This window comes from Bacillus spizizenii TU-B-10 (genome assembly GCF_000227465.1).
In the GTDB taxonomy this organism is placed as follows: domain Bacteria; phylum Bacillota; class Bacilli; order Bacillales; family Bacillaceae; genus Bacillus; species Bacillus spizizenii.
Map to the genome: position 1 here is coordinate 3,749,510 of NC_016047.1, position 26,465 is coordinate 3,775,974.

Below are 26,465 nucleotides of genomic sequence, written 5' to 3' on the forward strand. Positions count from 1 at the left end.
TGCACCGTTTTTAGTCAATAGAACGGCCGGATGCACTCCGGCCGCGTCTTGTCAGAATAAGAAATATCTTTGTCCAAGCGGAACATAATCGACAGGCTGGCAAGACAATTCCTCTCCGTCAGCGAAGACCTGATAAGTTTTTGGATCAACCTCAATCTTCGGCAATGCTGAGTTCAATTTCATATCCAGCTTGCTCAGCTTTCTGATATTTTTGACAGGAGAAATTCTTTTTTCCAACCCTAAGCTTTCCGCCACACCCCGCTCAATGCTTGCTTGAGACATAAATGTAATGGAGGTTGAGCGATTGGCTTTTCCGTAAGACGCATACATTTGGCGCATAAACACCGGTTCAGGAGTCGGGATGGACGCGTTCGGATCCCCCATTTGCGCACGTGCAATCATGCCGCCCTTTAAGACAAGTTCAGGTTTTACGCCGAAAAATACCGGGTCCCACAGAACGAGATCTGCGAGCTTCCCTTTTTCCACCGAGCCGACTTCATGGCTGAGCCCGTGAGTAATCGCCGGATTAATTGTGTATTTGGCAACGTAGCGTTTTGCACGCACATTGTCGTTTCTGTTTTCACCGGCAAGTGCGCCGCGCTGCTTTTTCATTTTATCGGCTACCTGCCATGTTCGGATGATCACTTCACCGACACGCCCCATCGCTTGGGAATCCGATGATGTCATGCTGATCGCGCCGATATCATGGAGTATGTCCTCTGCCGCAATGGTCGCAGCCCTGATTCTCGAATGGCTGAACGCCACATCTTCAGGCACTTTCGCATCTAAATGGTGGCAGACCATCATCATGTCAAGATGCTCATCCATCGTATTAACGGTATAAGGAATGGTTGGCGTTGTGGATGACGGCAGAATGTTTGCGTAAGAGGCGAGCTTCATAATATCCGGGGCGTGGCCGCCGCCTGCTCCTTCAATGTGATAGGTATGAATGACCCGGTCCCCGATCGCATCGAGCGTGTTTTCCAAAAAGCCCGCTTCGTTAATCGTATCGGTATGGATGGCGACTTGAATATCCGCCTCATCCACAACTTCCATACACGTTTTGATGGCGCTTGGCGTCGTGCCCCAGTCTTCATGAAGCTTAAGGCCGATGGCGCCTGCTTCCACCTGCTCGATCAGCGGCGCTTTATCGGATGCATTCCCTTTTCCTAAGAAGCCGACATTAATCGGAAACTCCTCGGCCGCTTCCAGCATCCTTGCCATATACCACGCGCCGGACGTACATGTTGTCGCTTTGCTTCCTGTAGCAGGTCCTGTTCCGCCTCCCAAAAGGGTCGTCACACCTGAAGAAAGCGCAACTTCCATCTGCTGAGGACAAATAAAATGAATGTGAGTGTCCACTCCTCCGGCTGTTAAAATTTTGCCTTCACCGGAAATCACCTCTGTACCCGCGCCGATGACCATATGCGGATCGACTCCGTCCATGATATCAGGGTTTCCGCTTTTTCCGACGCCAACAATCCGGCCGTCTTTCACACCGACATCCGCTTTGACAATGCCTGTGTAATCCAATAGGACGACGTTTGTGATGACCAAATCCAAAGCGCCGTCTTTGGCTGTAATTCTGCCGTTTTGGCCCATGCCGTCGCGGATCGTTTTTCCGCCGCCAAAGATCATTTCTTCACCATATACAGTGAAATCCTTTTCGACTTCGATCCATAAATCCGTATCGCCCAATCTGATTTTATCGCCCGTTGTCGGGCCAAACAGCTCCGCATATTCCTCCCGTGACATTTTCATCGGATTACACCCTCCATCCAGCCGGCTTGTTTTAAGTTGGCTAACGTTTTTTCTTTGCCGCGTTCATCGATAAACGTGTCGGCCATTCCGTTCAGGCCTCTAATTGTCTTTCGTCCGCCGATTTCCACAAGCGTGACTGTTTTCTGCTCGCCCGGCTCAAAACGTACCGACGTGCCTGATGGAACATCAAGGCGCATGCCGATCGCCTGCTCACGGTCAAATGATAATGCCCCGTTGGCTTCCGCAAAATGAAAATGCGAGCCGACTTGAATGGAGCGTGATCCGGTGTTTTTTACCGCTACCTCCCGTGTCTCACGGCCTTCATTAATCGTAATCGTTCCCTCAGCAATTTGGAATGCTCCCGGCTTCATGACTTCACCTCCGCAGAAATTGGCTGATGTACCGTAACAAGCTTCACTCCATCAGGAAATGTGGCCTCCACCTGAATGCTGTCTAGCATCTCAGGAACACCCTCCATCACATCTTTTTCTGTTAACACATGGCGGCCGGCTTCCATCAGCTCTGCTACTCCCTTTCCGTCACGTGCGCCTTCCATGATAAAGCAGGTGATATAAGCGGCAGCCTCAGGGTAGTTGAGCAGAACGCCCCGCGCCTTTCGCTGTTTGGCTAATTCCCCCGCTGCAAAAATGAGCAATTTCTCTTGTTCAACCGGTGTCAGTTTCATCTGTAGTCCTCCTTCTTTTGTCGTATAAAGCGGATGCGGTTACTGCGAATTTGCGGAACATGCAGGCGGGACATCACCTCCCTTTCTTCAAGTACCGGGTCATACGGTAAGATGCCTTTCAAAGCGGCGTGCCGTTTCTTCATCGGCCTTTCCATGGTCGACAACCGTTCCCCTGTCGATCACATAAAGGTAGTCAGCACATGTTAACGCGTTTTCTAGACTGTGCTCGACTAAAACAACGGAAATGTCTTTTTTTCTGGAAATTTCTACGATAACTTGTCTGATTAGTTCGATAATTGACGGCTGAATTCCTTCCATTGGTTCATCAAGTAAAATAATTTTTGGATTTCCCATCAGTGCTCTGGCAATTGCAAGCTGCTGCTGCTGGCCTCCGCTTAAATCGCCGCCTTTGCGGTCAAGCATCTCCTTTAAAACAGGAAACCACTGAAAAATGTCTTCCTTGACCTGCCCCGTTCGCTCCTTCTTCGGAAGCGGCTCTTCCCCAAGCAGCAGGTTGTCACGAACGGTTAAGGAGGAAAAGATGTCTCTTCCCTGCGGAACGTACGCAATTCCCGTTCTTGCCCGTGTTTCCGCCTTTTCGTTTTGAACAAACGTTTGATTAAAACAAATATCCCCCTGTTTTGCCGGAAGCAGGCCTATGATTGTTTTCAGCAAGGTAGATTTGCCGACTCCGTTTCGGCCTAATACAGCGACAATCTGCCCCGGGCGAACCTCCATGCTGAGGCTGTGCAAAACCATCGATTGATCGTAACCGGACGTTACATTCCTGACGGCAATCATGACACACCGCTCCTTCCTAAATACACCTCTGCCACCTCTTCATTGCTTGTGATGTCATCCATCGACCCTTCACAAAGCACTTTGCCTTCATGCATGACCGTGACTTTTCTGGAAAACGAGCGCACAAAATCCATATCGTGCTCGACAATCAGAACAGAGCACGTTTTTGCAATTTCTTCAAGCAGGGCTCCGGTTTTTTCCCGCTCCTTTCCTGTCATGCCGGCAATCGGTTCATCCAGCAGCAAAAGCTTCGGCTCCATGGCGAGCTGCATGCCGATCTCAAGCCATTGCTTCTGTCCGTGTGACAGGCTGCCAGCTGTTAGATCCCATTTGTCATCTAACCCAATCAGCCGCAGGATGTCTATGATCCTGTCACTTTGCTCTTTTGTCATACGAGCTGTCAGCAGTGAAAGGATCGTTTTTTTCTGTTTCATGGCAAGTTCGAGGTTCTCAAACACAGTCAGCTGCGTAAAAACACTCGGAGCCTGAAACTTTCTGGCGACCCCCAGTTTGGCGATCTGATATTCCCGCGCTTTTGTCAGTTCACTCGTTTCTTGAAATAGCACTTCGCCCGAATGCGGCTTCGTTTTTCCGCAAATGATGTCCAGCAAAGTCGTTTTTCCGGCGCCGTTCGGCCCAATTAAAAAATGGATATCACGTTCCTGCACGCTGATATCAGCGCCCTGCAAGGCCCAAAATCCGTCAAACTCAACCTTCACGTCACGGCAGGTAAGTATCGGTTTCATAAGCAGCCGCTCCTTTCTTTTTCGAGGAAGAAAGCTGGGTTCTAATCTTCTCGAACAGCCCGACAATCCCTTTTGGCATATAGAGCACGACGATAATAAACAGCGCGCCGAGGAAGTACAGCCAAATGTCAGGGTAATATTCGCTTAAATAGCTTTTCAAGCCGTTCGTTAACAGCGCGCCAAGCACCGCCCCGAAAATGGAGTGCCTGCCGCCGATTGCGACCCACAGCACCATTTCCACCGAAGGGATGATGCCCATCATTTCCGGCGAGATCATCCCATCCTGAAGCACAAACAGCATCCCGGCAATCCCCGCCATCGCAGCAGATAGACAGTAAATAAACACTTTAAAAACGGTGGAGTGATACCCGAAAAAACGAACCCTGTTTTCTCCGTCGCGCACCGCCTGCAATAGCCGCCCAAAACGGCTTCTTGTCAGAAACAAAGCAAACATGACAGAAACACCGAGGAAAAAGACTGTCGTAAAATACAAAATCTGCTTTATTGCAGGATCGGCCAGAGCATATTGAAAAACGGTAAAGAAATTCGTGAGGCCATTCGTGCCGCCAGTGATGTCCTGGCTGCCGATGAACAGTGTGACAACAACCACCACAACAGCCTGAGAGATCAACGAAAAATAAACACCCTTTATGTTGTTGCGGAAGGTAAAGTAACCGAGTAAAAAGGCCAAAAAAACAGGCACAATAACGGCTGCAGCAATCGCACTAAAAGGATTACTGAACATTGCCCAAATCCACGGCAGTTCACTGACGCCGGTCCACTCCATAAAATCAGGAATGCCTGACGGTGAGGCTTCTATTTTTAAGTACATGGCCATGCAGTAAGCGCCCAATCCGAAAAAGACGCCATGTCCCAAACTCAAAATGCCTGTATATCCCCAAATCAGGCAAATGCCGACCGCCACAATCGCGAAGCATAAAAACTTCGCCAACAGCCCTAATCGAAACTCCTGCAGAAAGAACGGAGCGGCGATAAAAAGGGCAAACATCACCAGATACGGACTGAATTGTGAAAACCGCTTCATCCGGTTCCCTCCTAATCAAGTAATCTCGTTCTGACACTCGCAAGACCTGAAGGCCGCCATTGCAGAAAGAGAATAATAAATGCAAACACGACTACCTTTGCAATCGTAGCGCTTGTGGAATACTCAACGAATGTGCTCAGCAAACCGACCGTCACCGCGCCGATAATGGTGCCTTTTAATTTTCCAATTCCGCCTAATATGACGATCATGAAGGCATCGACGAGGTACGACGAACCGAGAGTAGGCCCGATCGAACCAAGCAATGTGAGTGAGCTCCCCGCGATACCGGCCAGTCCGCTTCCGAGCGCGAAAGCCAATGTATCTGTTTTTCTCACAGATACGCCGAGACACGATGCCATGCTCCGGTTCAGCGTAACCGCCTGCATCCGCCGCCCCGCAGAGGTTTTAAATAAATAGAAACCGAGCAGTGCCAGCGTAAAAAGAACGAGCGCCAAAATAAACAGCCTTTTATACGGAAAGGTAACCGAAAACAGCGTCACCCCTCCCGTCAGCCACTCAGGTGACTTGACGGCTACATTCGGCGCGCCAAAAATCGATCTTGCTGCCTGCTGCAGTATCAAGCTCACCCCCCACGTCGCCAAAAGGCTGTCGAGCGGACGGTCATATAATCGCCTGACAATCACTTTTTCAATGACAATCCCAATAAGCGCCGCAACCGCAAACGCCATGATGATTGCGAATAAAAAATAGTAAGAAAACAGAGAAGCCGGCAAATAGCTTAAAAACAGCTGCTGAACGACATATGTCGTGTAGGCTCCTGCCATAATCAGCTCACCGTGCGCCATATTAATAATGTTCATCAAACCGAATGTAACGGCTAATCCAATCGCAATGAGAATCAAAATAGAACCGAGACTGATCCCGTTAAATAATTGAGTAACGACGACAGACATGCTCCGCCTCCTCCCCCGCAAACGGCTTTGATTTATTTAGATAACCCCTTTGCCCAGTCGTACGTTTTTAAATATGGATCAGGTTTTACCGGTTCACCTGAGTTCCATACTTCTTTAAACTGTCCATCCCCCGTGATTTGCCCGATTCTGACCGTTTTGTAGAGATGCTGTGTATCCCCGTCAATTTTCACTGTGCCGCCCGGTGCCTTGAATGCAATCCCGTCAGCGGCTTTCTTCACCTTATCGACATCAAAGGATTTGGCTTTTTCAACAGCCGCCGCCCAGAGATAAACCGCATTATAGCCGGCTTCAATCGGATCGCTCGTCACCCGGCTATCACCGTTCATCTTTTTATAGTTTTTCACGAATGTTTGATTTTCGCTCGTATTGGTTGTCTGGAAGTAATTCCACACCGCATAATGTCCTTTTAACACATCAGAGCCGATCCCCCGAATTTCTTCCTCAGCGACACTTGCCGACATGACAGGCATATCATCAGCCGATATCCCCGCATCTTTCAGCTGTTTGAAAAACGCCACGTTGCTGTCGCCGTTTAATGTGTTAAAAATGACATCGGGCTGTTTTTCTTTGATTTTGCCGACGAGCGTACTGTAATTGGTGTGGCCTAGCGGCGTATACTCTTCACCGGCAATTTCTCCTCCGTCCGCTTTTACTTGTGCTTTAATGATTTTATTGGCTGTTCTCGGGAACACGTAATCTGATCCGATCAGAAAGATCTTCTTACCTTTATTTTTCAGCAGCCAATCGACAGCCGGCACAATTTGCTGATTCGTCGTTGCTCCGGTATAAAAAATATTAGGTGATGTCTCCATTCCTTCGTACTGCACCGGATAGAACAGCAGCCCGTTGTTTTGTTCCACAACCGGAAGCATGGCTTTGCGGCTAGCAGATGTCCATCCGCCAAAAACAGCAGCCACTTTGTCTTGCTGAAGCAGCTTTCTCATTTTTTCCGCATATGTAGGCCAGTCTGAAGCGCCGTCTTCCACGACGGGTTCAAGCTTTTTGCCGAGAACTCCGCCTTTTTGGTTGATTTCTTGAATCGCCATTAACTCTGCATCATGGACGGACACTTCGCTGATCGCCATTGTCCCGCTTAGTGAGTGAAGAATCCCGACCTTCACTGAATCCCCGCTTGTGTCGATATCAACTGTTCTTTTCGCACTTCCGCTGGCTTCTGACACTTTCTTCGGTGCAGCACACCCCGTCATCAACACCATGATCAGAAACAACAGAAAAACAGCCTGTATTCCAACCCCTTTGTTTTTCATTCAGAACCTCCCTTTGTCATGTGATGTTACAAAAGTTAACAACTCATGTCATTATTATATAGAAGAGGTTCATTGATTCAAAGAATATTTCAAAAATTTAGATACTTTAACCAAATCGATTGCTTTTTTTGTTACATTTATTCACATTCAAAAAAGCACACAAAAAAAGACAAGAAACATATCGTTTCCTGCCTCTTTCGTATGATTAATCTTTATTTGTGAATGTATCCTTGGCTTTCCCGATATCCTTTTGGATCTCGCCTTTTGCCTTATCCTTTTTGCCTTCAGCCTGCATGTCCGTTTTATCGGTCATATCTCCGACTTTATCCTTCGCTTCTCCTTTGGCTTTATTTAAGCCGCCTTTCATTTTATCTTTTACACTATCGTTACCCATGTTGATTCTCTCCCTTCATTATGTGTGTACTTGTTACCTTCCCGATCTGAGAGGCGGTAAACATTTGAATGTTACTTATCGATTTCGTAGCGCTCTCCGTAGCGGAGCACCTTGTAAATCGCCAGACCGTCTGATGACTTTTTCTCTGAATATCGAACCGGCAGCAGGGCGAAAAACACATAATACGTAGAAAAATAGACAAACTGATAAAAAAACATATTCGGTTTTAATACACTGTGTATAATTAGCAAATTGACTATAAAAATCGTTATCAGGTTAAACAGGCTGCCCCCGGCATACACAAGTGCATGCGAAAACCGATTGTCGGTTTTCAGCTCACCAAACCTGCAAAAAGAATCTATGAAATAGATCGCTCTGATCCGTATCGGCCCAATCTTGAACAGCGTTTTGCCCATCCCAATATCCAACGATCCTTTTCCGCCAAAAATAAGTGCCATGAAGCTGTGCCCTGAAACATGTATGATCTGTACAAGCGGCAGAACAATGAGGAAAGACCATAGAAACTTCACCATATCATTGAAACCGAACATCGAATTCCCCCTCACGCCTGTCATTGACCCAGGCACCGTCTAAACCCGGCTATTTTGAATTTGATCAAAAGCATATGTAGCGAATTTTCCTGTTCTGCCCGAAAATAAACGTTCCGATGCTCTCCTTTTTTTGTATATAAAAAAACCATCTGGCAGCAGATGGTTTCGTCTTACACTTGATATAAACAGTCGTTTCTTTGGATCATTTCTCTCATACTGACTGCTTTTTCATAAAAATACACCGCTTCTTTGTAGTGTTCGCGATGACTGAAATAGGAGGCAGCATCCAAAGCGAATTCTTCAATATATACGTAAAGGGCTTTTTCTTCCATATAGTCAAATACTTCTTGAATCATATCTACATTAACAGATTCCACATATAAGGCCTGCAGAAATTTATATTTCGCCAGACTGAAGAAGTCGTTTCGTTTTTGGGCGATGGCAATCCCTTTTTCATAGTACTGCATCGCAGCTTGGACATCTTGCTTTTTGAAAAGAACGCGAGTCAGGCTGAAGAGCGCTTTTGGAAGCTGTTCCAGCTGATGCTCTTCAAAGACAGGAAGCGCTTTTTCAAAGTATTCCGCGGCTTGATCCAGCTCTCCTTTGTCATCATAGCAATTCCCGATATTATAGAGGGCTGATCCGATCAAACGGGGCTGTCCTTCCAATAAAGCCAGACGATACGCGTCATCCAGATGCTCAAGCGCTTTTTCATAATGTCTGTAGTCAATGTAGTTTCCTGATATGACGAAATGGCATTGAATTCTTCTGACTCTGTAAAAGTCGTGAGCCTTGTATGTCTCAAGCGCCTGTACGGCGTGGTTCATGGAAAAGTGCGTCTGCTTCATGATATAAAAGACTTCCGCCACTTTAAAATGAAATTCCGCTCTTTCAATTTCATCTTCTACAAACGCGAGCATCTTCTCAGCTTTCCGATAAAAGGATATAGCCGAGATGTAATTGTTCTGTTCAAATTCGTACATTCCTCTGAACAAGTGAAAATAATACTCAGATAATCCCGAGATGCTGTCCTGATTGCTTTCCAGCGTTTTGATCAATTCACGATATTGAAGCTGAGATTCCTCGTGCAGGTCAGGCTTTACATAATCCAGCATAATTTGGTGCCGGTAACTGATCAGCTGATAATACAGGAGAAGCAGCTGATCCTCTTCCATCTGTTCTATGTCTTGATCAATCTCTTCCTTCAGCTTAACGGCATCAGCCACTTGAAATGCTAAAATGTGCTTGTACCACTTATTGATTTTCACTCCTACTTGAGATGACGGGATCTCGTACGCGGCCATGCCCCTCCAACCCTTTCTATTTTCTAATTGGTTATATTTTATCATAATGTATGGCTTTGGAATTAAAATTTCTTACAATGATTCCTTCCTTATGCCTATCTTTATATATTTCGGTTTTTGTAAGTATTTTTTGCACTTGGATGTTTATAAAAAAAGCTTATCGGACAGTGCCGATAAGCTTTTTATTTCATATTAACCGCCAATATAAGACATTTCCACTTTCTTTTTGTCTGATGCTTTTGATAGAGTACGATCGACCGAATACTGATCGATCCGATTTTTCCATACGGTGCCGATCATCTCTGCCAGTTCGTCATCACTTAATTCCTGACGAACTGGCCCTCTGAGGTCAAATCCGCTTGAAGCGAATAAGCAGGTAAACAGCTCCCCTCTCGCAGAAAGACGGGCCCTGTTGCATGATCCGCAAAATGCATCAGATACAGATGATATGACGCCGATTTCTCCAGATCCGTCCAAGTAGCGGAATCTGGAAGCCACTTCGCCTTTATAATTCGGCGCTATTGGTTCAACCGGCATGTGTCCATTGATCAAATCAATGATTTCCGCCTTTGTCATGACGTCCTTCTTTTCCCATTGGTTGGTGTTGCCCACGTCCATAAATTCGATGAATCTCAGGATATGGCCTTTTTCTTTAAAATAACGGGCCATAGGCAGTATATCTTTTTCATTGACGCCCTTTTGGACGACCATGTTGATTTTAACACCGAGCCCCGCTTGCTTCGCAGCTTCAATGCCTTCCAGCACCTTGCTGACAGAAACCCCGCGTCCGTTTATCTTTTTAAAACGCTCGTCCTCTAAGGAATCAAGGCTGATCGTGACCCGTTTCAGCCCTGCTTCCTTGAGCTTCTCCGCATAAACAGGCAGCAGTGATCCGTTTGTCGTCATCGCAATATCATGGACACCCGGAATGCGGGCCAGTTTTTTGATTAATTCCGGCATATCCTTTCTCATGAGGGGCTCTCCGCCGGTTAAGCGGATTTTTTCAACACCGAACCTTGTGACAAATAGCGTCGCAAGCCGTTCCAGCTCTTCAAACGAAAGCAGCTCCTCTTTCTGTAAAAAAGGATAATCCGGGCCGAATAATTCGGCGGGCATACAGTACGTGCATCGGAAGTTGCAGCGGTCTGTAACAGAAATGCGAAGGTCTCTCAGCGGTCTGTTCCTCTTATCCAACATCTGACGCGATTCTGTAATCATAGCTACAGCCCCTTCCTATCCCCTGATTCTCTCAGGGTGTGTATATACATTAAATGATCCGTTTCTGACAAATCCGATCGCTGTGATATTTAATTCTTCCGCCATTTGAATCGCAAGCTCCGTCGGGGCCGATTTGGAAATGACGATCGACACGCCGATTTTTGCCGCTTTCAACAGGACTTCTGATGAGATTCTTCCGCTGAACACAATCAGTTTGTCGCGGACGGACATCCCGTTCAGAAGGCAGTGTCCGTATAATTTATCAAGCGCGTTGTGCCGGCCGATATCTGTGCGCATTAACAGCAGTTTCTCTGTGTCGCAAAGCGCCGCATTATGAACGCCTCCCGTATCCTGAAACGTTCCGCTCCCTTGTTGCATGTCTTTCATAAGCGCCAGACATGCTTCAGGCGATATCTTGATTTGGCTGACAGCCGTTTTGGCGGTTTTGACATCCTGCTGAAAATAAAAATGGCGGCCCTTTCCGCAGCATGAGCCGATCACCCGTTTCGTATAATCCTTTTGATCCAATGTCTCAGGATGAACAAGATCGACATAAACAAAACCGAGACTTTCATCTATTGTAAACCTTTTAATCTCTTTTTGAAATCGTATAACACCCTCTGATGCGAGAAATCCAATGACAAGCTCTTTGATATGCTCCGGCGTACAAACGAGCGTCACAAATTCACTTCCGTTCAGTATCACTGTCAAAGGGTATTCCGTCACCATCCGGTCTTCTATTTTGCTTATTTCCCCTTGTTCATAGCGCCATACATCCCTGACCGCAGTTACTTTATCGTTCAATGTCTCTTCCCCTCCGCAATGTTCCTGCCTTTATATTTTTTCACACTCCTCGGATTTTGTCGAATTCTGAGACACAAAAAGAGCCCTCTATATAAAGGGCTTTCACAGGATGTGATGACGGCGGTGTTTAGGCAGGACGCCTAAACATTTAGCCGCCGTTCCTTTTATAACACGTGAGCACCAATGTGCATTGACAACGAACGCGGGGTTTGTCGACACGCTGAGAGCCCTCTATATAAAGGACTCTATGTTTGATTATGCTGATTTTTTTTCAGGATCGTAAACAGCACAATAGCTGCGATCAAAGTGAGCATGCTGACAAAAAAGAAGGCTGCCAGTTTTAGAAAAACACCGAGCAATATGAATGCCACGGCGGCAATAAGAAAAATCATTCCTAATAATTTCATATGTTCAACCCCTTTTAAGGGTATCATTCCCGCCCAAGCTGTTTTTAAACCAATTAAAAAAGGCGCCTGGGGGAGCGCCTAATCGTTAGGTTCTTTACTCAGTAAATTTTTGTGCTTCTTTTTCCCAAGCCTGTTCGAACTCATCCGCACTGTTCGCTGAAATATATTCTCCGCCGCCAGCAACAGCCGCTTGTTTCATCTCTTCATTACCTTTGATATCAAAGTTGAAGCCAATGATGTTTACAATGGTATCCACATTCGATTCACGAAGCTTTTCAATTTCCGCTGCGGGGTCTCCGCCGCACGTTTCTTCACCGTCAGTGATTAAATACACCACGTTTTTCCCGTCAGCGTCAAATGCTTCAAATTCTTTTCTTGTATCTGAAAGTGCTTTGGCAATCGGTGTCCAGCCAGTCGGCTTGATCTCACTCAATGAATTGTCAAACAGCGATCCTTCATATGGATGAAGGCCGTAAATGGTTTCCGTCGTACTGCATGAAAGAGCTTTGCCGGACAATTTATTGTTTCCAGCATGTCCGAAAACGCGAAGCATGAGATTTGTATCCTTCGGAAGAAGCTCGGCAAAAGACTTTACTGATTTTTTGGCAATGTCTATTTTGCGCTCTCCCCCTGTTTTTTGAATCATACTTCCGCTTCCATCAAACAAAACAGCTACATTTGTGTCAGCCTGTTTCTCAGCGGCAAAAGACGGGGACGCAAAGGAGACAGTCAGCAACCCAATGATACCGGCAGCCAGCAATTTTTTCATATTATTCTTCCTTTCTTTATCATATTTTCCAACTATAGTTGGATTCCTCTTTATGCTAGAATATGAAAATGCAAAAAGATATAGGGCAAGCTGCCTTTTGTGCCGCTTTCACTTTCTATTCAAAATCGCTTGAAATGCCGATGATATTTAGCCTTTTTCGCCCAGAAAGCATATACAGTTTGTGACATCATTCATTCTTTTTTCGCCTGGATCATCACAGAAAAACGGAAATCTGCTACTATGCTACAGGCTGACACCTGATTACTTTTGAACATTATGTTACATACAAAAAAGAGGCTGACCACTATCAGCCTCTTTTTTCTTATTTAGATAGCATCAATGATTGCTGAGTGAAGATTTTCTCAACATCTTTTTGAGTATAAGCAGGGAAGTATTCACCGCCGCCTACTTTCGCAATTGCGTTCAGCTGGCCTTTGTATCCCTCTTTATAATCAAAACCGATCACATTAACAGTGATATTGTCTTTATGCAGTTCTTTTGCTGTTTTAATTGGATTTCCTCCGCACGTTTCCTCACCGTCTGTCAACAGATACACTACTTTTTCCCCTTTAGTATCAAGCTGGTCGAAAGAAGATTTCGCCTCGTTCAGCGCTTTGGCAATTGGCGTCCAGCCAGTCGGCCCAATTGCATTGAGAGAATTGAGGAAGCTTTGCTCGTTAAAGCTTTGGAAGCCGTATACGTTACGGATGGATTCACAAGATTGAACCTTTCCGGAATTTTTATTGTTTCCTTCTGAACCAAACACACTCATTTTCACCTGAGTTCCTTCCGGCAGTGAGCTTGCAAACTTAGAAATTTCTTTTTTAGCCGAATTAAATTTAGATACACCGTCTATTCTTTTCGCCATACTTCCGCTGGCATCAAGCAAGACTGCAACGTTTGCCGGAGCTTCAGCCTCCGGTTCTTTCTTTTCAGCCGCAAAAGCAGGTGAAGTTAATCCAAATAGCAATCCTGTCATCATGATCAGTGAAAATCTTTTCTTCATGTTCGTACCCCTTTACAAGTTTGTTTCTGCGTGCAGATGTTCAACGCTGAACATAACTTATCGTAATCGACAAAAACAGAGAAATAAATAGGGCGGGCTTCCCCATTGCTGTTGTTTACTTTTGCATAGAAACCTTTATTTTTATTAGTGATTTCCGCCTAACACTACTATGAAAAAAGAAGATTGTCGGCCTTTCGGCTTTCGTTATATGAGTCTGTCGAAGTCTGTCGATACATGTGGATTACTTTACCACAATCTCAAAGTCATAAATCAGGAAAAAGGGCCTTGTCGCTCTAAAGACTGTCAGGAGCTTCTCTAAACAGTTTTAACCGCTCTTAGATAAAAGACATTCAGGAACAGAAAAAGACGCTCATTGAGCGTCTTTTTTACTTCTTCGCCATATATTTATTCAAAAACGAATCTGCGTCTGAAATTTGTGTGCCTTGATAATAATACTTCACAATTTGATCAACCGTTTTGCCTTCTTTCGCCATAAAATTCGCGCCATATTGGCTCATCCCGACACCGTGGCCAAATCCTTTCGTCGTGACTGTAATCGTGTCTCCGTTTCGCTCCCATACAAAATCGGCTGAATTGAGGCCCAGCTTTTCACGGATGTCTCTACCTTTCAGCGTCTTGCCGTTAATAACGGCTGTTGCGACCTGGTGGCCCGGCGTCTCTCCGGTAATCTTTCCGACTGTGCCAGACCCATCCAGCTTGACGCCAAGCTTTTGCTCAAATTCTGAGGCTGTAAAGGTTTTCGTTGCCTTATATTTCGGAGACTTTTTATCCCATGAGCTTTTGACACTTTTTAAATATGGGATGGCACTTGTCCAATAGGCTTCTGCGTTTTCAGTGTAGCCGTTGCTTGTGGAGAAAAAAGAGGCTTCAATCGGCTGGTTGTTGTACGTTAAAATTCTGCCTTGTGTGCTGGCTACCGCATCTGTGATTTTCTTCAGTTTTCCCTCATAGCTCGCGCCCCACTGTTTTTTCAGCTCCGCTTTGCTTTTATACACCTGGAACATCTGTGTATCATCCACCAGCGAGCCTTTAGGAGCCTCCACTGCTGAATTTGAGACCATCAGTCTGACAATAAACGTTCTGGCGGCGAGAGCCTGAGCTTTCAGCGCTTCAGATTCAAAGGTTGCCGGCATTTCGGAGGCGACGACTCCAATGACATACTCTTCAAGCGGAATGTCTTCTACGGATTGATTTGCGGTTCGATAGACGGGAATAGAAACAGGCGATGCTTTCAACGTTTCCGCTCCTTTTGATGCTGGTTTCGTGCTGACTGCTGTCTTTCCTGATTCTACGCTGGCCCCCGCTTCTTTGTTATGCTGGAACGGAATGACCAAGAGTGTGGGAATCAAGAGAATCAATGCACATAGTACAGATAGTGTGATTACGAATTGTTTCATATTCAGCTGCCTCCTGCTCGGGATTCGACTCTAGTCTAGTCTATGGGCAGGGACAAGCTAATATGACTCTCGTTTTGGACAGAAACTTTATTTGTCATTTACGTATTCTTTTTTGCTATTTTGCGCATAATGATGATAATACACAAAAAATAAAAAACCAGTATGCCAGAATGACATACTGATTTTTAGGTAAGTTTATGCGTTTAAGTCAGAAACGACTTCTTTGTTCTCTTGCTCAGAAGCAGACTCATCATATACACGTTCGATGTCTGCGCCAATAGCTGCAAGCTTCTTATGGAAATCAACGTAACCACGGTCTAAGTGCTTCAGTTCAGTAACACGTGTATGACCTTCAGCCACTAACCCCGCAAGAATCAGCGCTGCACCTGCACGCAAGTCAGTCGCTGCAACTTCAGCTCCCTGAAGCTGTACAGGGCCATTAATGATGACAGAACGTCCTTCAATCTTGATATCGCCATTCATACGGCGGAATTCTTCCGCATGCATAAAACGGTTTTCAAAAACAGTTTCTGTAATCATGCTTGTGCCGCTTGCACGAAGCAGAAGCGCCATCATTTGTGACTGCATATCAGTCGGGAAGCCCGGGTGAGGCATTGTTTTAATGTCGATCGGTTTGAGTTCTTTCGGGCCGATGACACGAAGGCCTTCACCTTCATCCTTAATCGTTACACCCATCTCTTCCATTTTGGCAATTAAAGAAGTGAGATGTTCAGGAACCGCTCCTTTAACTAATACGTTTCCTTCAGTGATTGCAGCAGCAACCATAAATGTGCCCGCTTCAATGCGGTCAGGAATAATATGATGTTTTACACCGTGAAGCTTTTCGACTCCTTCAATTTTGATGGTGCCGGTGCCAGCTCCGCGGATTTTTCCGCCCATGCCGTTGATATAGTTTGCTAAATCAACGATTTCGGGTTCTTTCGCCACGTTCTCCAGCGTTGTTGTTCCTTCAGCTAGAGCGGCTGCCATAATCAGGTTCTCTGTAGCTCCTACACTTGGGAAGTCCAGATAGATTTTTGCGCCTTGCAGACGGCCTTTTACTTCAGCTTCGATGAAGCCATTGCCGACTTTGATTTCTGCGCCCATTGCTTCAAAACCTTTTAAATGCTGATCGATCGGTCTGGAACCAATTGCGCATCCGCCTGGAAGCGCAACTCTTGCATGACCAGTACGCGCAAGAAGCGGCCCCATGACAAGCACGGACGCACGCATTTTACGTACATATTCAAAAGGTGCTTCAGTTTGCAAAGCGTATGAAGCATTTACAGTCACTTCATTATTTTCAAAATGCACATCTGCTCCTAAATGACGCAACACTTCGTTAATTGTATATACATCGGAGAGCGTAGGTACATCACAAATTACGCTTTTTTCTTCACTTGCTAATAAAGATGCAGCGATAACAGGTAAAACGGCATTTTTAGCGCCTTCAACTTTGACTGTGCCGTTTAACTTTCGACCGCCGCGGACGATGATTTTTTCCAAGGTATTCCCCTCCGCGTCCCTAAATTCTCTATATTAATATTCAGTCGTAACGATTGGTGTGCCAACCGTAACGGTATGTTTTCCGCCCATTCCTGCACTTCTAAGTGCAATTTGCAAATTCATTTTATGTTTCGAGGTCATGATGTACTCTTTCCACTCATCTGTAAACGCAGAAATAGAAACGAAATTTGGCTCAACTACATGTTCAACAGATCTTGCTTGAAATTCATTTAATAACTGATTTGCTTTTTTTTGCAAAACAATATTCATATTATCATCTAAATGACCATTTAGACAAGTAAAAACAACTACTTTTTCTTGGAATATCCCGAGTGTCTCCCGTTCAAACTGTTCATATGTATCATTCCAGCTATCCGGTGTCTTAAGACTCATTTGCTCATATAGTAAATACGAAGTTGGGTTGTGTTTTTTGAGGGTTGTGACAAGCTGTAGTCTAAAAGAAGTGTGATTTTTTTTGTCAGTATACGTTCCAACTGCCTTTACGATTTTATCTTCCTGTGCAATCGCCCAATCATATTGACGATACTCTGATTTTAAACGTTGCACTTTTTGATAAAATTCTTTTTCGGTCAGTGACATGTTTTGTTTTGCATGCAATGCCCACTTATCTATTGACACATCTTGGCGTTCCATCCCCTCTGCCATTTGTGCTAACGGCGTTAACTCACTCGCATGAATGGTATGGAAAACAGCAATGACGAAGCTTAACATTACGGATATGATAATGGCGTGGCTTACTTGTTTTTTCTTCATGTTCATCTCTCCCCCTTATCCCCAGTTTTACCGGAGGCAAGAGGCGCCATACGTAAAAATCTTCGTCAAAACTCGCGTTATATGCTTCAACCCGCTTCCCAAACCATTCCCGTGATTATAATGTTCAAAACCTATTAAAATAGGTAGGGAAGCTGCTGTGAATAATTGAGATAATCTAAAAAGAAATTCGCAACAGTCGTTCCAATAGCGATTGTCAGTAAAATCATCAGGAGTCTTGCCTGCACGACTTTGCCTTTTTTAATTAACGGATCGATATTGACGGCTTGCAACGCCCACCAAGTCACAGCTATAAAAATCAGATGAACGACAATACCAATTGCAGCCTGCTGTCCCAATACACTCATCTATTCCACTCCTTTCATCCTTTCTCCGCGTTTATACCCTTTCTTATTATATAAGAAGTACGGATAAAGATGATACATTTTATACAGAACGGAATAATCAGCCAAATCTAGGGTTAATCCCCACTTAAAGTGCGATTCTTTTACATGATATACTTTATTGGAAAGGAGCTGGCAAATGTGAATCATTCTTTTTTTCAGCCTGAAGAGCAATACGGTGAGAACCTGCCAATTTTTGAACAGGAATGGGAAGCAATTGCATTCTATTATGATTATAGACAGTCACAGATTGAAGAACTGAATGAATTGTGTCAGTTTTATAACATTTCTCTTACCTATACGAGAGAAAGCCTTGAAGAGCTTGAAAACCTTTATTTTCAAAGTATACAAGAGCTTTTGCTTGCTGATTGGAATCTTCCTATTGAAGAATTCGAGAAAATGATCAGTGTTTATCTTATAGATTGCGTGATTGCCCAACATGAAGATGCTGAATGGATCGTAAAGCCTTACCCATACACAGACGGCGCTTATACAATGGGCTTTAGAAGACATCGCAAATCATGGCATACAATGAATTGCTGTGATCGTTTATACTTGCAGCAAAAAGAGGATAAGCCGCTTCTGTCGCTGTTTGATTCTCTTGTGTGTTCATAAAAAAATCCTTCTCATACATGAGAAGGATTTTTTCTTATTTCCCTGCTACATCCAATCTGTTCAAAGCCCGCTGTAACGCAAGCTCAGCCCGACGAATGTCAGTATCATCTGATTGAGAATTCAAACGCTCCTGCGCCCGCTGACGTGCAGCTGCAGCGCGCTCTTTATCAATGCCTTCCGCTGTTTCAGCAGCCTGGGCAAGGATGGTAACCTGATCAGGACGGACTTCTACAAATCCGCCGCTGACCGCAACCAATTCAGTCTGTCCGTCTTTTTTCAGACGGACAGCGCCGATTTTAAGAGGAGCCACGGTTGGAATATGACCTGGCAAAATACCGAGATCGCCGCTTTCGGCTCTCACGCTCACCATTTCGATATCCGCATCGTATACTGGGCCGTCGGGAGTAACGATATTGACTTTAACGGTCTTCATGCTTTTACCCTCCTAGGACCAGATTAAACTTCTACACCCATTTCTTTTGCTTTCTCAACAACTTCTTCGATACGGCCTACAAGACGGAACGCATCTTCAGGAAGATGGTCGTATTTGCCGGCTAAGATTTCTTTGAAACCTTGAACCGTTTCTTTTACAGGCACGTAAGAACCTTTTTGTCCAGTGAACTGTTCAGCCACGTGGAAGTTTTGAGAAAGGAAGAACTGAATACGGCGTGCGCGTTGAACGACAAGCTTGTCTTCATCACTCAATTCATCCATACCGAGAATCGCAATGATATCTTGAAGCTCTTTGTAACGCTGAAGCGTTGACTGTACTTCACGGGCAACTGCATAATGCTCTTCTCCAACAATTTCAGGAGCAAGGGCGCGTGATGTAGAAGCCAACGGATCAACCGCAGGGTAAATACCCATCTCAGTTAACTTACGCTCAAGGTTTGTTGTCGCATCCAAGTGAGCGAACGTTGTTGCCGGCGCCGGGTCAGTGTAGTCATCGGCAGGCACGTAGATCGCCTGGATAGATGTAACTGATCCAACGTTAGTAGACGTGATACGCTCTTGAAGCTGACCCATTTCTGTCGCAAGCGTCGGCTGATAACCAACCGCTGAAGGCATACGGCCAAGAAGGGCAGAAACCTCTGAGCCTGCTTGTGTGAAACGGAAAATGTTATCGATGAAGAACAGTACGTCCTGTCCTTGTTCATCACGGAAGTGCTCAGCCATTGTAAGACCTGTCAAAGCAACACGCATACGTGCGCCCGGCGGCTCGTTCATTTGTCCGAATACCATGGCTGTTTTGTTGATTACGCCAGAGTCGCTCATTTCGTAGAAAAGGTCGTTCCCTTCACGAGTACGCTCTCCTACACCGGCGAATACAGAGATACCGCCGTGCTCTTGCGCGATGTTGTTGATTAATTCCTGGATTAATACGGTTTTACCTACACCGGCACCGCCGAACAATCCGATCTTACCGCCCTTGATGTAAGGAGCAAGCAAGTCAACAACTTTAATACCTGTTTCAAGAATTTCAACTTCTGTTGAAAGCTGATCAAATGAAGGCGCCTGTCTGTGAATCGGATCCTTTTTCGCATCCGCAGGAACTGGCTCATTCAAATCAATATTTTCTCCGAGTACGTTAAATACACGGCCAAGTGTTACATCACCAACCGGTACTGAGATTGGCGCTCCTGTATCTACAGCTTCCATTCCGCGCTGAACACCGTCCGTAGATGCCATTGCGATTGTACGGACTGTATCATCACCTAAATGAAGAGCGACCTCAAGCGTTAAATCAATACCTACTTCGTTTTCACTTGCAGCTGGCTGTGAAATTTTAATCGCATTATAAATTTCAGGCAAATGACCGTCTTCAAAACGCACGTCGACGACCGGTCCTAATACCTGGCTAACGCGTCCTTTCTTCATCGCTATCCCTCCTGACAAAATCTTTCTATTCTAAAGCGGCTGCTCCGCCGACAATTTCCGTAATTTCTTGTGTAATGGCTGCTTGGCGAGCGCGGTTGTAAGAAAGCGAAAGTGAATCGATAAGTTCCTTCGCGTTGTCTGTCGCGTTTTTCATCGCCGTCATTCTTGCTGCATGCTCACTTGCTTTACTGTCAAGAAGCGCACCGAAGATTAAGCTTTCTGCATATTGAGGAAGCAAAACCTCCAGAACCTCCTCTTCAGACGGTTCAAATTCATAAGACGCCGTTCTCTTTCCGCCGCCGCTGCCCAAATCAGATAACGGCAGAAGTTTTTTCTCCGTTACTTCTTGAGAAATGGCGCTGACAAAATGGTTATAAACCAGGTGCAATTCATCAAACGCCCCGTCTATAAACATTTGGATCGTTTGTCGGGCAAGATCCTTAATTTCTGTAAACGTTACTTCATCTCCAAGTCCTGTTAACTCGGAAATGATCGGAATCTCACGTTTCTTAAAGAAATCACGGCCCACTCTTCCGATGACGATTACCGCATACTCATCCTTAGATTGATGACGTTCTTGCATGGCCTGATAAGCACTTCGTAAAACCGAACTGTTAAAAGCGCCGGCAAGACCGCGGTCAGACGTAATGACAAGGTATGCTGTCTTTTTCACTTCTCTGCTGAGAAGCATCGGATGTTTCACGTTGCCGGAAACTCTCCCGACATTTGACACAACCTCTTGGATCTTATCCATATATGGCACAAATGATTTTGCATTGTTTTCAGCACGATTCAGCTTAGCCGCAGATACCATCTGCATGGCTTTTGTAATCTGGCTCGTTTTTTTCGTTGACGTGATCCTTGACTTAATATCGCGTAATGAGGCCAAAGATTTCACCACCTTTTCTCTTCATCTGCGTAAAAAGAGAGAAAAAGAGAACCTTTTTCTCTCATCAGCATTCGAGTTAGTTGCTTGGTGCAAATGTGCGTTTGAAGCCTTCGATTGCAGCTTTGAAGTCTTCATCAGCAGGAAGGTTTCCTGTTTTCGCAATTCCATCAAGCAGTTCTTTATGGTTTTGGTCAAGGTACATGTAGTACTCTTCTTCAAAACGTCTGATATCCGCTACAGGAATATCATCAAGATATCCTTTTGTCAGCGCATAAAGAATGGCTACTTGCTTTTCAACCGGAAGCGGCTTGTTCAGATCCTGCTTCAGCACTTCAACTGTACGCGCACCGCGGTTCAGTTTCGCCTGAGTCGCTTGGTCGAGGTCAGATCCGAATTGAGCGAATGCTTCCAGCTCACGGTATGATGCAAGGTCAAGACGCAAAGTTCCTGATACTTTTTTCATCGCTTTGATTTGCGCTGAACCGCCGACACGGGATACAGACAATCCGGCGTTGATCGCTGGACGTACGCCTGAGAAGAACAAATCAGATTGCAGGAAAATCTGTCCGTCGGTGATGGAAATGACGTTCGTCGGAATATAAGCAGAGATATCTCCGGCTTGTGTTTCTACGAACGGCAGAGCTGTAATTGATCCTGCGCCTTTCGCGTCACTAAGCTTTGCTGCACGCTCAAGCAGACGGGAATGAAGGTAGAATACATCCCCAGGGAACGCTTCACGGCCTGGCGGACGGCGAAGAAGCAAGGACAGCTCACGGTAAGCAGCCGCTTGTTTAGAAAGATCATCGTATACAACAAGAACGTGCTTGCCGTTGTACATAAATTCTTCTGCCATTGTAACCCCTGCATATGGAGCCAGGTACAGAAGCGGTGCCGGCTGTGACGCAGACGCCGTTACAACGATTGTATAATCAAGCGCGCCGTGCTTACGCAATGTTTCTACTACGCCGCGGACTGTTGATTCTTTTTGACCGATCGCAACGTATACGCAGATCATGTCTTGGTCTTTTTGGTTCAGGATCGCATCGATCGCAACAGAAGTTTTACCTGTTTGACGGTCACCGATGATCAGCTCACGCTGGCCGCGGCCGATTGGAATCAGTGCATCGATCGCTTTAATACCCGTTTGAAGCGGTTCATGAACGGATTTACGGTCCATAACGCCTGGTGCAGGGCTTTCGATCGGACGTGTTTTACTTGTGAGGATCGGGCCAAGTCCGTCGACCGGCTGACCTAATGGGTTCACAATACGGCCGATTAGTTCCTCACCGACAGGAACCTCCATGATGCGGCCTGTTCTTTTTACTTCGTCTCCCTCACGGATCTCACTGAAAGGTCCTAAGATGACGATACCTACGTTTGATTCTTCAAGGTTTTGAGCCATACCCAAAACACCGTTTGAAAATTCGACAAGTTCACCGGCCATACAATTGTCAAGGCCGTGTACACGAGCAATACCGTCACCGACTTGGATGACTGTACCTACGTCTTGAACTTCAATATCAGATTGATAATTTTGTATTTGCTGTTTTATCAGCGTGCTAATCTCTTCAGCTTTGATGCTCACTTAGGTTTCACCCCTTCTATCGATTTTCCCCGGCTAGTTGACGTTCAATGCGCTGAAGCTTTCCGCTTACGCTGCCGTCAAAAATCCGGTTACCAATGCGGACTTTAATGCCGCCTATTAAATCCGTCTGCACTTCATTTCTGATTCTCAGTGAAGCGACTCCGGCTTTTTTTGCAAACACTTGTGATAATGATAAAATTTCTGCATCCGTCAGCGGTTTCACTGAATATACGGTCGCGTCTTCTATTTGACGAGCCTCATTTGCGAGTTTGATAAACTCATCTGTGAGCTCAGGCACAATCGCGGCACGATGGCGGTCAATCAAAAGAAAAATCGTATTGAGCACGGACTGCGACAAAGAGCCAAATGCATTTTGAATCAGCTCTTTTTTCTTCGCAGCCGGCACCTTCGGATGGTTTAACACGTCATTAAACGCTTTTTCATTTTGAAACACTTGTTTTACAACGGTTAGCTCTTCTTCAACTTGATTCAGCTGAGCGGACTCATTGGCAATATCAAAAAGAGCTGACGCATATCGTTTAGAGACAGCTGATCCACTCATCGGCTTTCTCCTACCTCTTTAAGATAGTCCTGGATCAATTTCTCTTGAGCTTGTTCATCCAGTTCTTTTTCGATCACTTTCGACGCAATCATGACAGAAAGAGACGCTACTTGCTCGCGGAGAGCAGAAACCGCCTGTTCTTTTTCCTTCACGATTTCAGTTCTTGCTGCTTCTTTCAGACGTTCAGATTCTGCACGTGCAGCCTGAATAATCTCTTCTTTTTGCTTATCTCCCAGTTTCTTTGCGTTTTCGATAAGAGTTTGGGATTCCTGTCTTGCTTCTTTTAAAAGAACGCGCTGCTCTTCAATCAGCTGCTGCGCTTCTTTATTTTTTTCTTCAGCAGACGTAATTTCTCCAGCGATGTGGTCTTCACGCTGTTTCATTATGTTTAATAGCGGCCCTAAAGCGTATTTCTTCAGAAGCGCTAATAAGATTAACATAGCTAACAGTTGGAACAGGATATCTCCGCCGTTAAACGAAAATCCTAGTTCAAGTGGTAATTGAGACATCTACTACGGCAACTCCCTTCTGCAGGTTTTTCTTTGCTGATCCAGCAGCCGCACTTGTCTCTTTTCAGCCGGCAAGGCGGGATGCTTATCAGACATAAAGCAATGGCGAAGGTTCTCTTGGAATGATCTTCGCCATTTTTAGTTCATATAAGGCTTTTATGCTTAGCCAAAGAACGCTAAGAATGCGATAACGACAGCGATAATAGGAAGGGCTTCAACTAATGCGATACCCATGAACATAAGAGTTCTAAGTTCTTTACCTGCTTCCGGCTGACGGGCAATCCCCTCTACCGTACGTGAAACAATCAAACCGTTACCAATACCTGCACCAAGTGCACCTAAACCAATTGCAATCGCAGCTGCTATTAAATTCATGAAAAAGTTCCTCCTTTAAAATGTTATCCGTTTGGATATAATGTTTTAATGATCATGACTGATTTTATGAGACATGTACACCATCGTCAGCATTGTAAAGATAAACGCTTGGATGGCACCTATAAATAAACTGAATGCTTGCCATGCCAGCATTGGCAGAATGGCGCCGATTGTACCAACAAGACCGAGAGCCACGCTTTGTGAGTAATGGCTTGTCGCTAATCCCGCAAGCAGGCCGAGAAGAATCTCACCGGCGAAGATGTTACCATAAAGCCGCAAACCGAGAGTCAGCGTATTCGCAAACTCTTCGATGATTTTCATCGGGAGCATGAATGGAACAGGTCTTAAATAGTCTTTGGAATATTCCTTGAGCCCTTTCATCTTCACACCATAGTAGTGAGTTAAAGCAACAACCATCACGGCTAGCGTTAATGTAATGGCAGGATCGGCTGTCGGAGATTTCCACCAGAGCTCATGTCCGATTGTAATAGAGAACGGCAGCCCCAGCATATTCGACACAAATATGTACATCAGCAATGTGACACCAAGTGCCAAGAAGTTAGCCCCTGTTTTCAAATCCATTGTACTGCCGATAATATTGCGGACGAAATCCACAACCCATTCCATAAAATTCTGGGCTTTTCCGGGACGGATCGAAAGCGTTCTTGTCGTTAATATAGCAATCAATAAAACAATTACACTCGCCACAGTAATCATCAGAATGTTTGTCAGATTAAAAGTAAGACCTAGAAATTCAATAGTTCTGTATTCATGATTCAAAGGGTTTTCACCTCTCTTCCATTGATGAACGTTTAAGCTGGATAAAGGAATCTATCATAATGACAGGGTATATTGTCATTAATCCAATAACTGTACTTGCCATATGAAAATGCTCGGGATTTTTATAGGCAACAGCCACAGCAAGAATCGCATTGCACCACCGCGCTGCGCTCCCAAGAGATCGTATGGACTTCCCTTTCTCAACGGCTCTGTCAAAAGCGTTCATTCTCCTGACGAGCAGTAAAAAATTAAACAAACTGAAAACAGTTCCCAGAATAAGGCCTAAAAAAACGGTTTTATACGCTGTTAAACCATAACCCAGTACATACACTGCCAAAATGAACAATAGATATTTACGTTGTCTGCTAAATGTAAGCTTGGGATCGTCCATCAATTATCTGTCTCCTGATGAAAAAATAATGTATAGCTTAGATACGGCATAAATCAGCGGTTAACCCTAGTAGAAGACCTTTTTTGACCGGCAAAACGGGCCTGTTCGAAAAAATCATTCATCCGCAAGCCTTGCAAGGATGCTGTTTCATTCGCTTAAATAAATCCTCATAATACGGGTTTACTGAGAGGATTTACATTGAGGATGAGGACTATAATGAAAGCTATGAAAACCTTCTCATAATACCCTCGTTTAGCATACAATAGCCCCTAACATGTGTCAATCTGTTTAAAGTTAAAAAACTTTTTATACTGTACGCCTCCACAGAATGTTCACATTTTCACCTATAATTGTATACAAATTGACCGAATAGCAAATAACTGGATAAAAAAAGAAAACCCTTTTTGGGGGTTTTCTTTTTTTATTTTGTTCCAAACATACGGTCTCCCGCGTCTCCGAGACCTGGAACAATATAACCTTTTTCATTTAGTTTTTCATCAAGTGCCGCGATGTAAATATCCACGTCTGAATGATGCTTCTGCAATTCTTCCACACCCTCCGGTGCCGCTACAAGACACATGAAACGAATATTTTTCGCACCGCGCTTTTTGAGGCTGTGAATAGCTTCAACTGCGGAACCGCCTGTGGCCAGCATCGGGTCAACCACGATGAATTCACGCTCTTCCACGTCAGAAGGAAGCTTGACATAGTATTCCACGGGTTTTAAGGTTTCAGGATCACGGTACAGGCCGACATGTCCCACTTTTGCTGCAGGAATCAGTTTTAAGATACCGTCAACCATTCCCAATCCCGCTCTGAGGATAGGAACCACTCCAAGTTTTTTCCCTGAGATGACTTTCGATTTCGCAGCCTGAACCGGTGTATTGATATCCACTTCTTCTAAAGGAAGATCGCGGGTAATTTCAAACGCCATAAGAGTGGCTACTTCGTCTACAAGCTCTCTAAAATCCTTCGTACCTGTATTTTCATTCCGTATATATGTCAGCTTGTGCTGAATTAAAGGATGATCAAATACATAAACCTTTCCCATACTGTGTTTCAGCTCCTTTTTTATTGTCCCATCAACA

Annotated in this window: 31 protein-coding genes; 1 reads left to right on the plus strand and 30 read right to left on the minus strand. The window is 45.0% G+C overall.

All coding sequences use genetic code 11. The features are described from left to right. Window positions 1-51 precede the first annotated feature (51 nt). From ureC to GYO_RS40860, 20 genes are all read right to left on the minus strand, one after another. The gene (ureC, locus tag GYO_RS40765; protein ID WP_014115478.1) at window positions 52-1,761 is read right to left on the minus strand and encodes an urease subunit alpha; all 1,710 of its coding nucleotides are present in this window, start codon (window positions 1,759-1,761) and stop codon (window positions 52-54) included. Next, window positions 1,758-2,132 carry an urease subunit beta gene (gene ureB / locus GYO_RS40770; protein ID WP_014115479.1) on the minus strand — a complete coding sequence of 125 codons (375 nt, stop codon included), beginning with the start codon at window positions 2,130-2,132 and terminating at the stop codon, window positions 1,758-1,760. The genes ureC and ureB overlap by 4 nt, the downstream gene beginning before the upstream one ends. Continuing rightward, the gene (gene ureA, locus GYO_RS40775) at window positions 2,129-2,446 is read right to left on the minus strand and encodes an urease subunit gamma (RefSeq protein ID WP_003227724.1); all 318 of its coding nucleotides are present in this window, start codon (window positions 2,444-2,446) and stop codon (window positions 2,129-2,131) included. Before ureA ends, ureB begins: the two co-directional genes overlap by 4 nt. 99 nt (window positions 2,447-2,545) lie before the next feature. Further along, entirely contained in the window at window positions 2,546-3,247 is a 702-nt protein-coding gene (gene urtE / locus GYO_RS40780) for an urea ABC transporter ATP-binding subunit UrtE (RefSeq protein WP_014115480.1), read from the minus strand. Continuing rightward, window positions 3,244-3,993, minus strand: a complete 750-nt coding sequence (gene urtD / locus GYO_RS40785; RefSeq protein ID WP_014115481.1) for an urea ABC transporter ATP-binding protein UrtD — start codon at window positions 3,991-3,993, stop codon at window positions 3,244-3,246. Before urtD ends, urtE begins: the two co-directional genes overlap by 4 nt. Beyond that, window positions 3,968-5,038, minus strand: a complete 1,071-nt coding sequence (gene urtC / locus GYO_RS40790; protein ID WP_014115482.1) for an urea ABC transporter permease subunit UrtC — start codon at window positions 5,036-5,038, stop codon at window positions 3,968-3,970. The genes urtD and urtC overlap by 26 nt, the downstream gene beginning before the upstream one ends. An 11-nt stretch (window positions 5,039-5,049) precedes the next feature. Continuing rightward, a complete protein-coding gene (gene urtB / locus GYO_RS40795) occupies window positions 5,050-5,952 on the minus strand; it encodes an urea ABC transporter permease subunit UrtB (protein WP_014115483.1) in 903 nt (300 codons plus the stop codon). A 32-nt stretch (window positions 5,953-5,984) separates the two neighbouring features. Beyond that, a complete protein-coding gene (urtA, locus tag GYO_RS40800) occupies window positions 5,985-7,241 on the minus strand; it encodes an urea ABC transporter substrate-binding protein (protein WP_014115484.1) in 1,257 nt (418 codons plus the stop codon). Between the two features lie 205 nt (window positions 7,242-7,446). Then, window positions 7,447-7,635 (minus strand): stress response protein CsbD, encoded by a 189-nt coding sequence (csbD, locus tag GYO_RS40805; protein WP_014115485.1) that lies wholly within the window; start codon window positions 7,633-7,635, stop codon window positions 7,447-7,449. Window positions 7,636-7,706: 71 nt separating this feature from the next. After that, on the minus strand, window positions 7,707-8,186 hold the full coding sequence (locus GYO_RS40810) for a hypothetical protein (RefSeq protein WP_014115486.1): 480 nt from the start codon (window positions 8,184-8,186) through the stop codon (window positions 7,707-7,709). 170 nt (window positions 8,187-8,356) lie between these two features. Beyond that, window positions 8,357-9,490, minus strand: a complete 1,134-nt coding sequence (gene rapB, locus GYO_RS40815) for a response regulator aspartate phosphatase RapB (RefSeq protein WP_014115487.1) — start codon at window positions 9,488-9,490, stop codon at window positions 8,357-8,359. A gap of 192 nt (window positions 9,491-9,682) precedes the next feature. Continuing rightward, the gene (gene moaA, locus GYO_RS40820; RefSeq protein WP_014115489.1) at window positions 9,683-10,708 is read right to left on the minus strand and encodes a GTP 3',8-cyclase MoaA; all 1,026 of its coding nucleotides are present in this window, start codon (window positions 10,706-10,708) and stop codon (window positions 9,683-9,685) included. A gap of 15 nt (window positions 10,709-10,723) precedes the next feature. Continuing rightward, the gene (gene fdhD, locus GYO_RS40825; protein ID WP_014115490.1) at window positions 10,724-11,512 is read right to left on the minus strand and encodes a formate dehydrogenase accessory sulfurtransferase FdhD; all 789 of its coding nucleotides are present in this window, start codon (window positions 11,510-11,512) and stop codon (window positions 10,724-10,726) included. A gap of 245 nt (window positions 11,513-11,757) precedes the next feature. Then, complete coding sequence (locus GYO_RS40830) at window positions 11,758-11,919, minus strand: hypothetical protein (RefSeq protein WP_014115491.1); 162 nt, start codon at window positions 11,917-11,919, stop codon at window positions 11,758-11,760. A gap of 94 nt (window positions 11,920-12,013) precedes the next feature. After that, window positions 12,014-12,688 carry a vWA domain-containing protein gene (locus GYO_RS40835; protein ID WP_014115492.1) on the minus strand — a complete coding sequence of 225 codons (675 nt, stop codon included), beginning with the start codon at window positions 12,686-12,688 and terminating at the stop codon, window positions 12,014-12,016. A gap of 322 nt (window positions 12,689-13,010) precedes the next feature. Further along, entirely contained in the window at window positions 13,011-13,694 is a 684-nt protein-coding gene (locus GYO_RS40840) for a vWA domain-containing protein (RefSeq protein WP_014115494.1), read from the minus strand. A 386-nt stretch (window positions 13,695-14,080) separates the two neighbouring features. Next, complete coding sequence (gene spoIID / locus GYO_RS40845) at window positions 14,081-15,112, minus strand: stage II sporulation protein D (protein ID WP_014115495.1); 1,032 nt, start codon at window positions 15,110-15,112, stop codon at window positions 14,081-14,083. Window positions 15,113-15,307: 195 nt separating this feature from the next. Next, entirely contained in the window at window positions 15,308-16,618 is a 1,311-nt protein-coding gene (gene murA / locus GYO_RS40850) for a UDP-N-acetylglucosamine 1-carboxyvinyltransferase (protein ID WP_014115497.1), read from the minus strand. Between the two features lie 33 nt (window positions 16,619-16,651). Then, window positions 16,652-17,392 (minus strand): YwmB family TATA-box binding protein, encoded by a 741-nt coding sequence (locus GYO_RS40855; protein WP_014115498.1) that lies wholly within the window; start codon window positions 17,390-17,392, stop codon window positions 16,652-16,654. Between the two features lie 134 nt (window positions 17,393-17,526). Further along, the gene (locus tag GYO_RS40860) at window positions 17,527-17,757 is read right to left on the minus strand and encodes a DUF1146 family protein (protein WP_003221879.1); all 231 of its coding nucleotides are present in this window, start codon (window positions 17,755-17,757) and stop codon (window positions 17,527-17,529) included. Between the two features lie 177 nt (window positions 17,758-17,934). On the opposite strand from GYO_RS40860, the gene GYO_RS40870 reads away from it, so the two are divergent. After that, window positions 17,935-18,408, plus strand: coding sequence for a YwmA family protein (locus GYO_RS40870; RefSeq protein WP_014115500.1), 474 nt, complete (start codon window positions 17,935-17,937; stop codon window positions 18,406-18,408). Between the two features lie 34 nt (window positions 18,409-18,442). Here GYO_RS40870 and GYO_RS40875 read toward each other — a convergent pair whose 3' ends face one another. From GYO_RS40875 to upp, 10 genes are all read right to left on the minus strand, one after another. After that, complete coding sequence (locus tag GYO_RS40875; protein ID WP_003221882.1) at window positions 18,443-18,841, minus strand: F0F1 ATP synthase subunit epsilon; 399 nt, start codon at window positions 18,839-18,841, stop codon at window positions 18,443-18,445. A 23-nt stretch (window positions 18,842-18,864) separates the two neighbouring features. Then, window positions 18,865-20,286, minus strand: a complete 1,422-nt coding sequence (gene atpD / locus GYO_RS40880) for a F0F1 ATP synthase subunit beta (RefSeq protein WP_003221884.1) — start codon at window positions 20,284-20,286, stop codon at window positions 18,865-18,867. Between the two features lie 25 nt (window positions 20,287-20,311). After that, complete coding sequence (gene atpG / locus GYO_RS40885) at window positions 20,312-21,175, minus strand: ATP synthase F1 subunit gamma (RefSeq protein ID WP_003235766.1); 864 nt, start codon at window positions 21,173-21,175, stop codon at window positions 20,312-20,314. 76 nt (window positions 21,176-21,251) lie between these two features. Next, window positions 21,252-22,760, minus strand: a complete 1,509-nt coding sequence (gene atpA, locus GYO_RS40890) for a F0F1 ATP synthase subunit alpha (RefSeq protein WP_014115501.1) — start codon at window positions 22,758-22,760, stop codon at window positions 21,252-21,254. Between the two features lie 16 nt (window positions 22,761-22,776). Then, on the minus strand, window positions 22,777-23,322 hold the full coding sequence (locus GYO_RS40895; protein ID WP_014115502.1) for a F0F1 ATP synthase subunit delta: 546 nt from the start codon (window positions 23,320-23,322) through the stop codon (window positions 22,777-22,779). Beyond that, a complete protein-coding gene (atpF, locus tag GYO_RS40900; RefSeq protein WP_003235774.1) occupies window positions 23,319-23,831 on the minus strand; it encodes a F0F1 ATP synthase subunit B in 513 nt (170 codons plus the stop codon). The genes GYO_RS40895 and atpF overlap by 4 nt, the downstream gene beginning before the upstream one ends. Before the next feature lie 162 nt (window positions 23,832-23,993). Beyond that, window positions 23,994-24,206: a F0F1 ATP synthase subunit C gene (gene atpE, locus GYO_RS40910; protein ID WP_003151167.1), complete on the minus strand. Its 213-nt coding sequence runs from the start codon at window positions 24,204-24,206 to the stop codon at window positions 23,994-23,996. Between the two features lie 45 nt (window positions 24,207-24,251). Next, window positions 24,252-24,986, minus strand: coding sequence for a F0F1 ATP synthase subunit A (gene atpB, locus GYO_RS40915; RefSeq protein ID WP_003221896.1), 735 nt, complete (start codon window positions 24,984-24,986; stop codon window positions 24,252-24,254). A 7-nt stretch (window positions 24,987-24,993) separates the two neighbouring features. Next, window positions 24,994-25,377 carry an ATP synthase subunit I gene (gene atpI / locus GYO_RS40920; RefSeq protein ID WP_014115503.1) on the minus strand — a complete coding sequence of 128 codons (384 nt, stop codon included), beginning with the start codon at window positions 25,375-25,377 and terminating at the stop codon, window positions 24,994-24,996. A 421-nt stretch (window positions 25,378-25,798) separates the two neighbouring features. After that, window positions 25,799-26,428 carry a uracil phosphoribosyltransferase gene (gene upp / locus GYO_RS40925; protein ID WP_003227670.1) on the minus strand — a complete coding sequence of 210 codons (630 nt, stop codon included), beginning with the start codon at window positions 26,426-26,428 and terminating at the stop codon, window positions 25,799-25,801. Window positions 26,429-26,465: the final 37 nt, after the last annotated feature.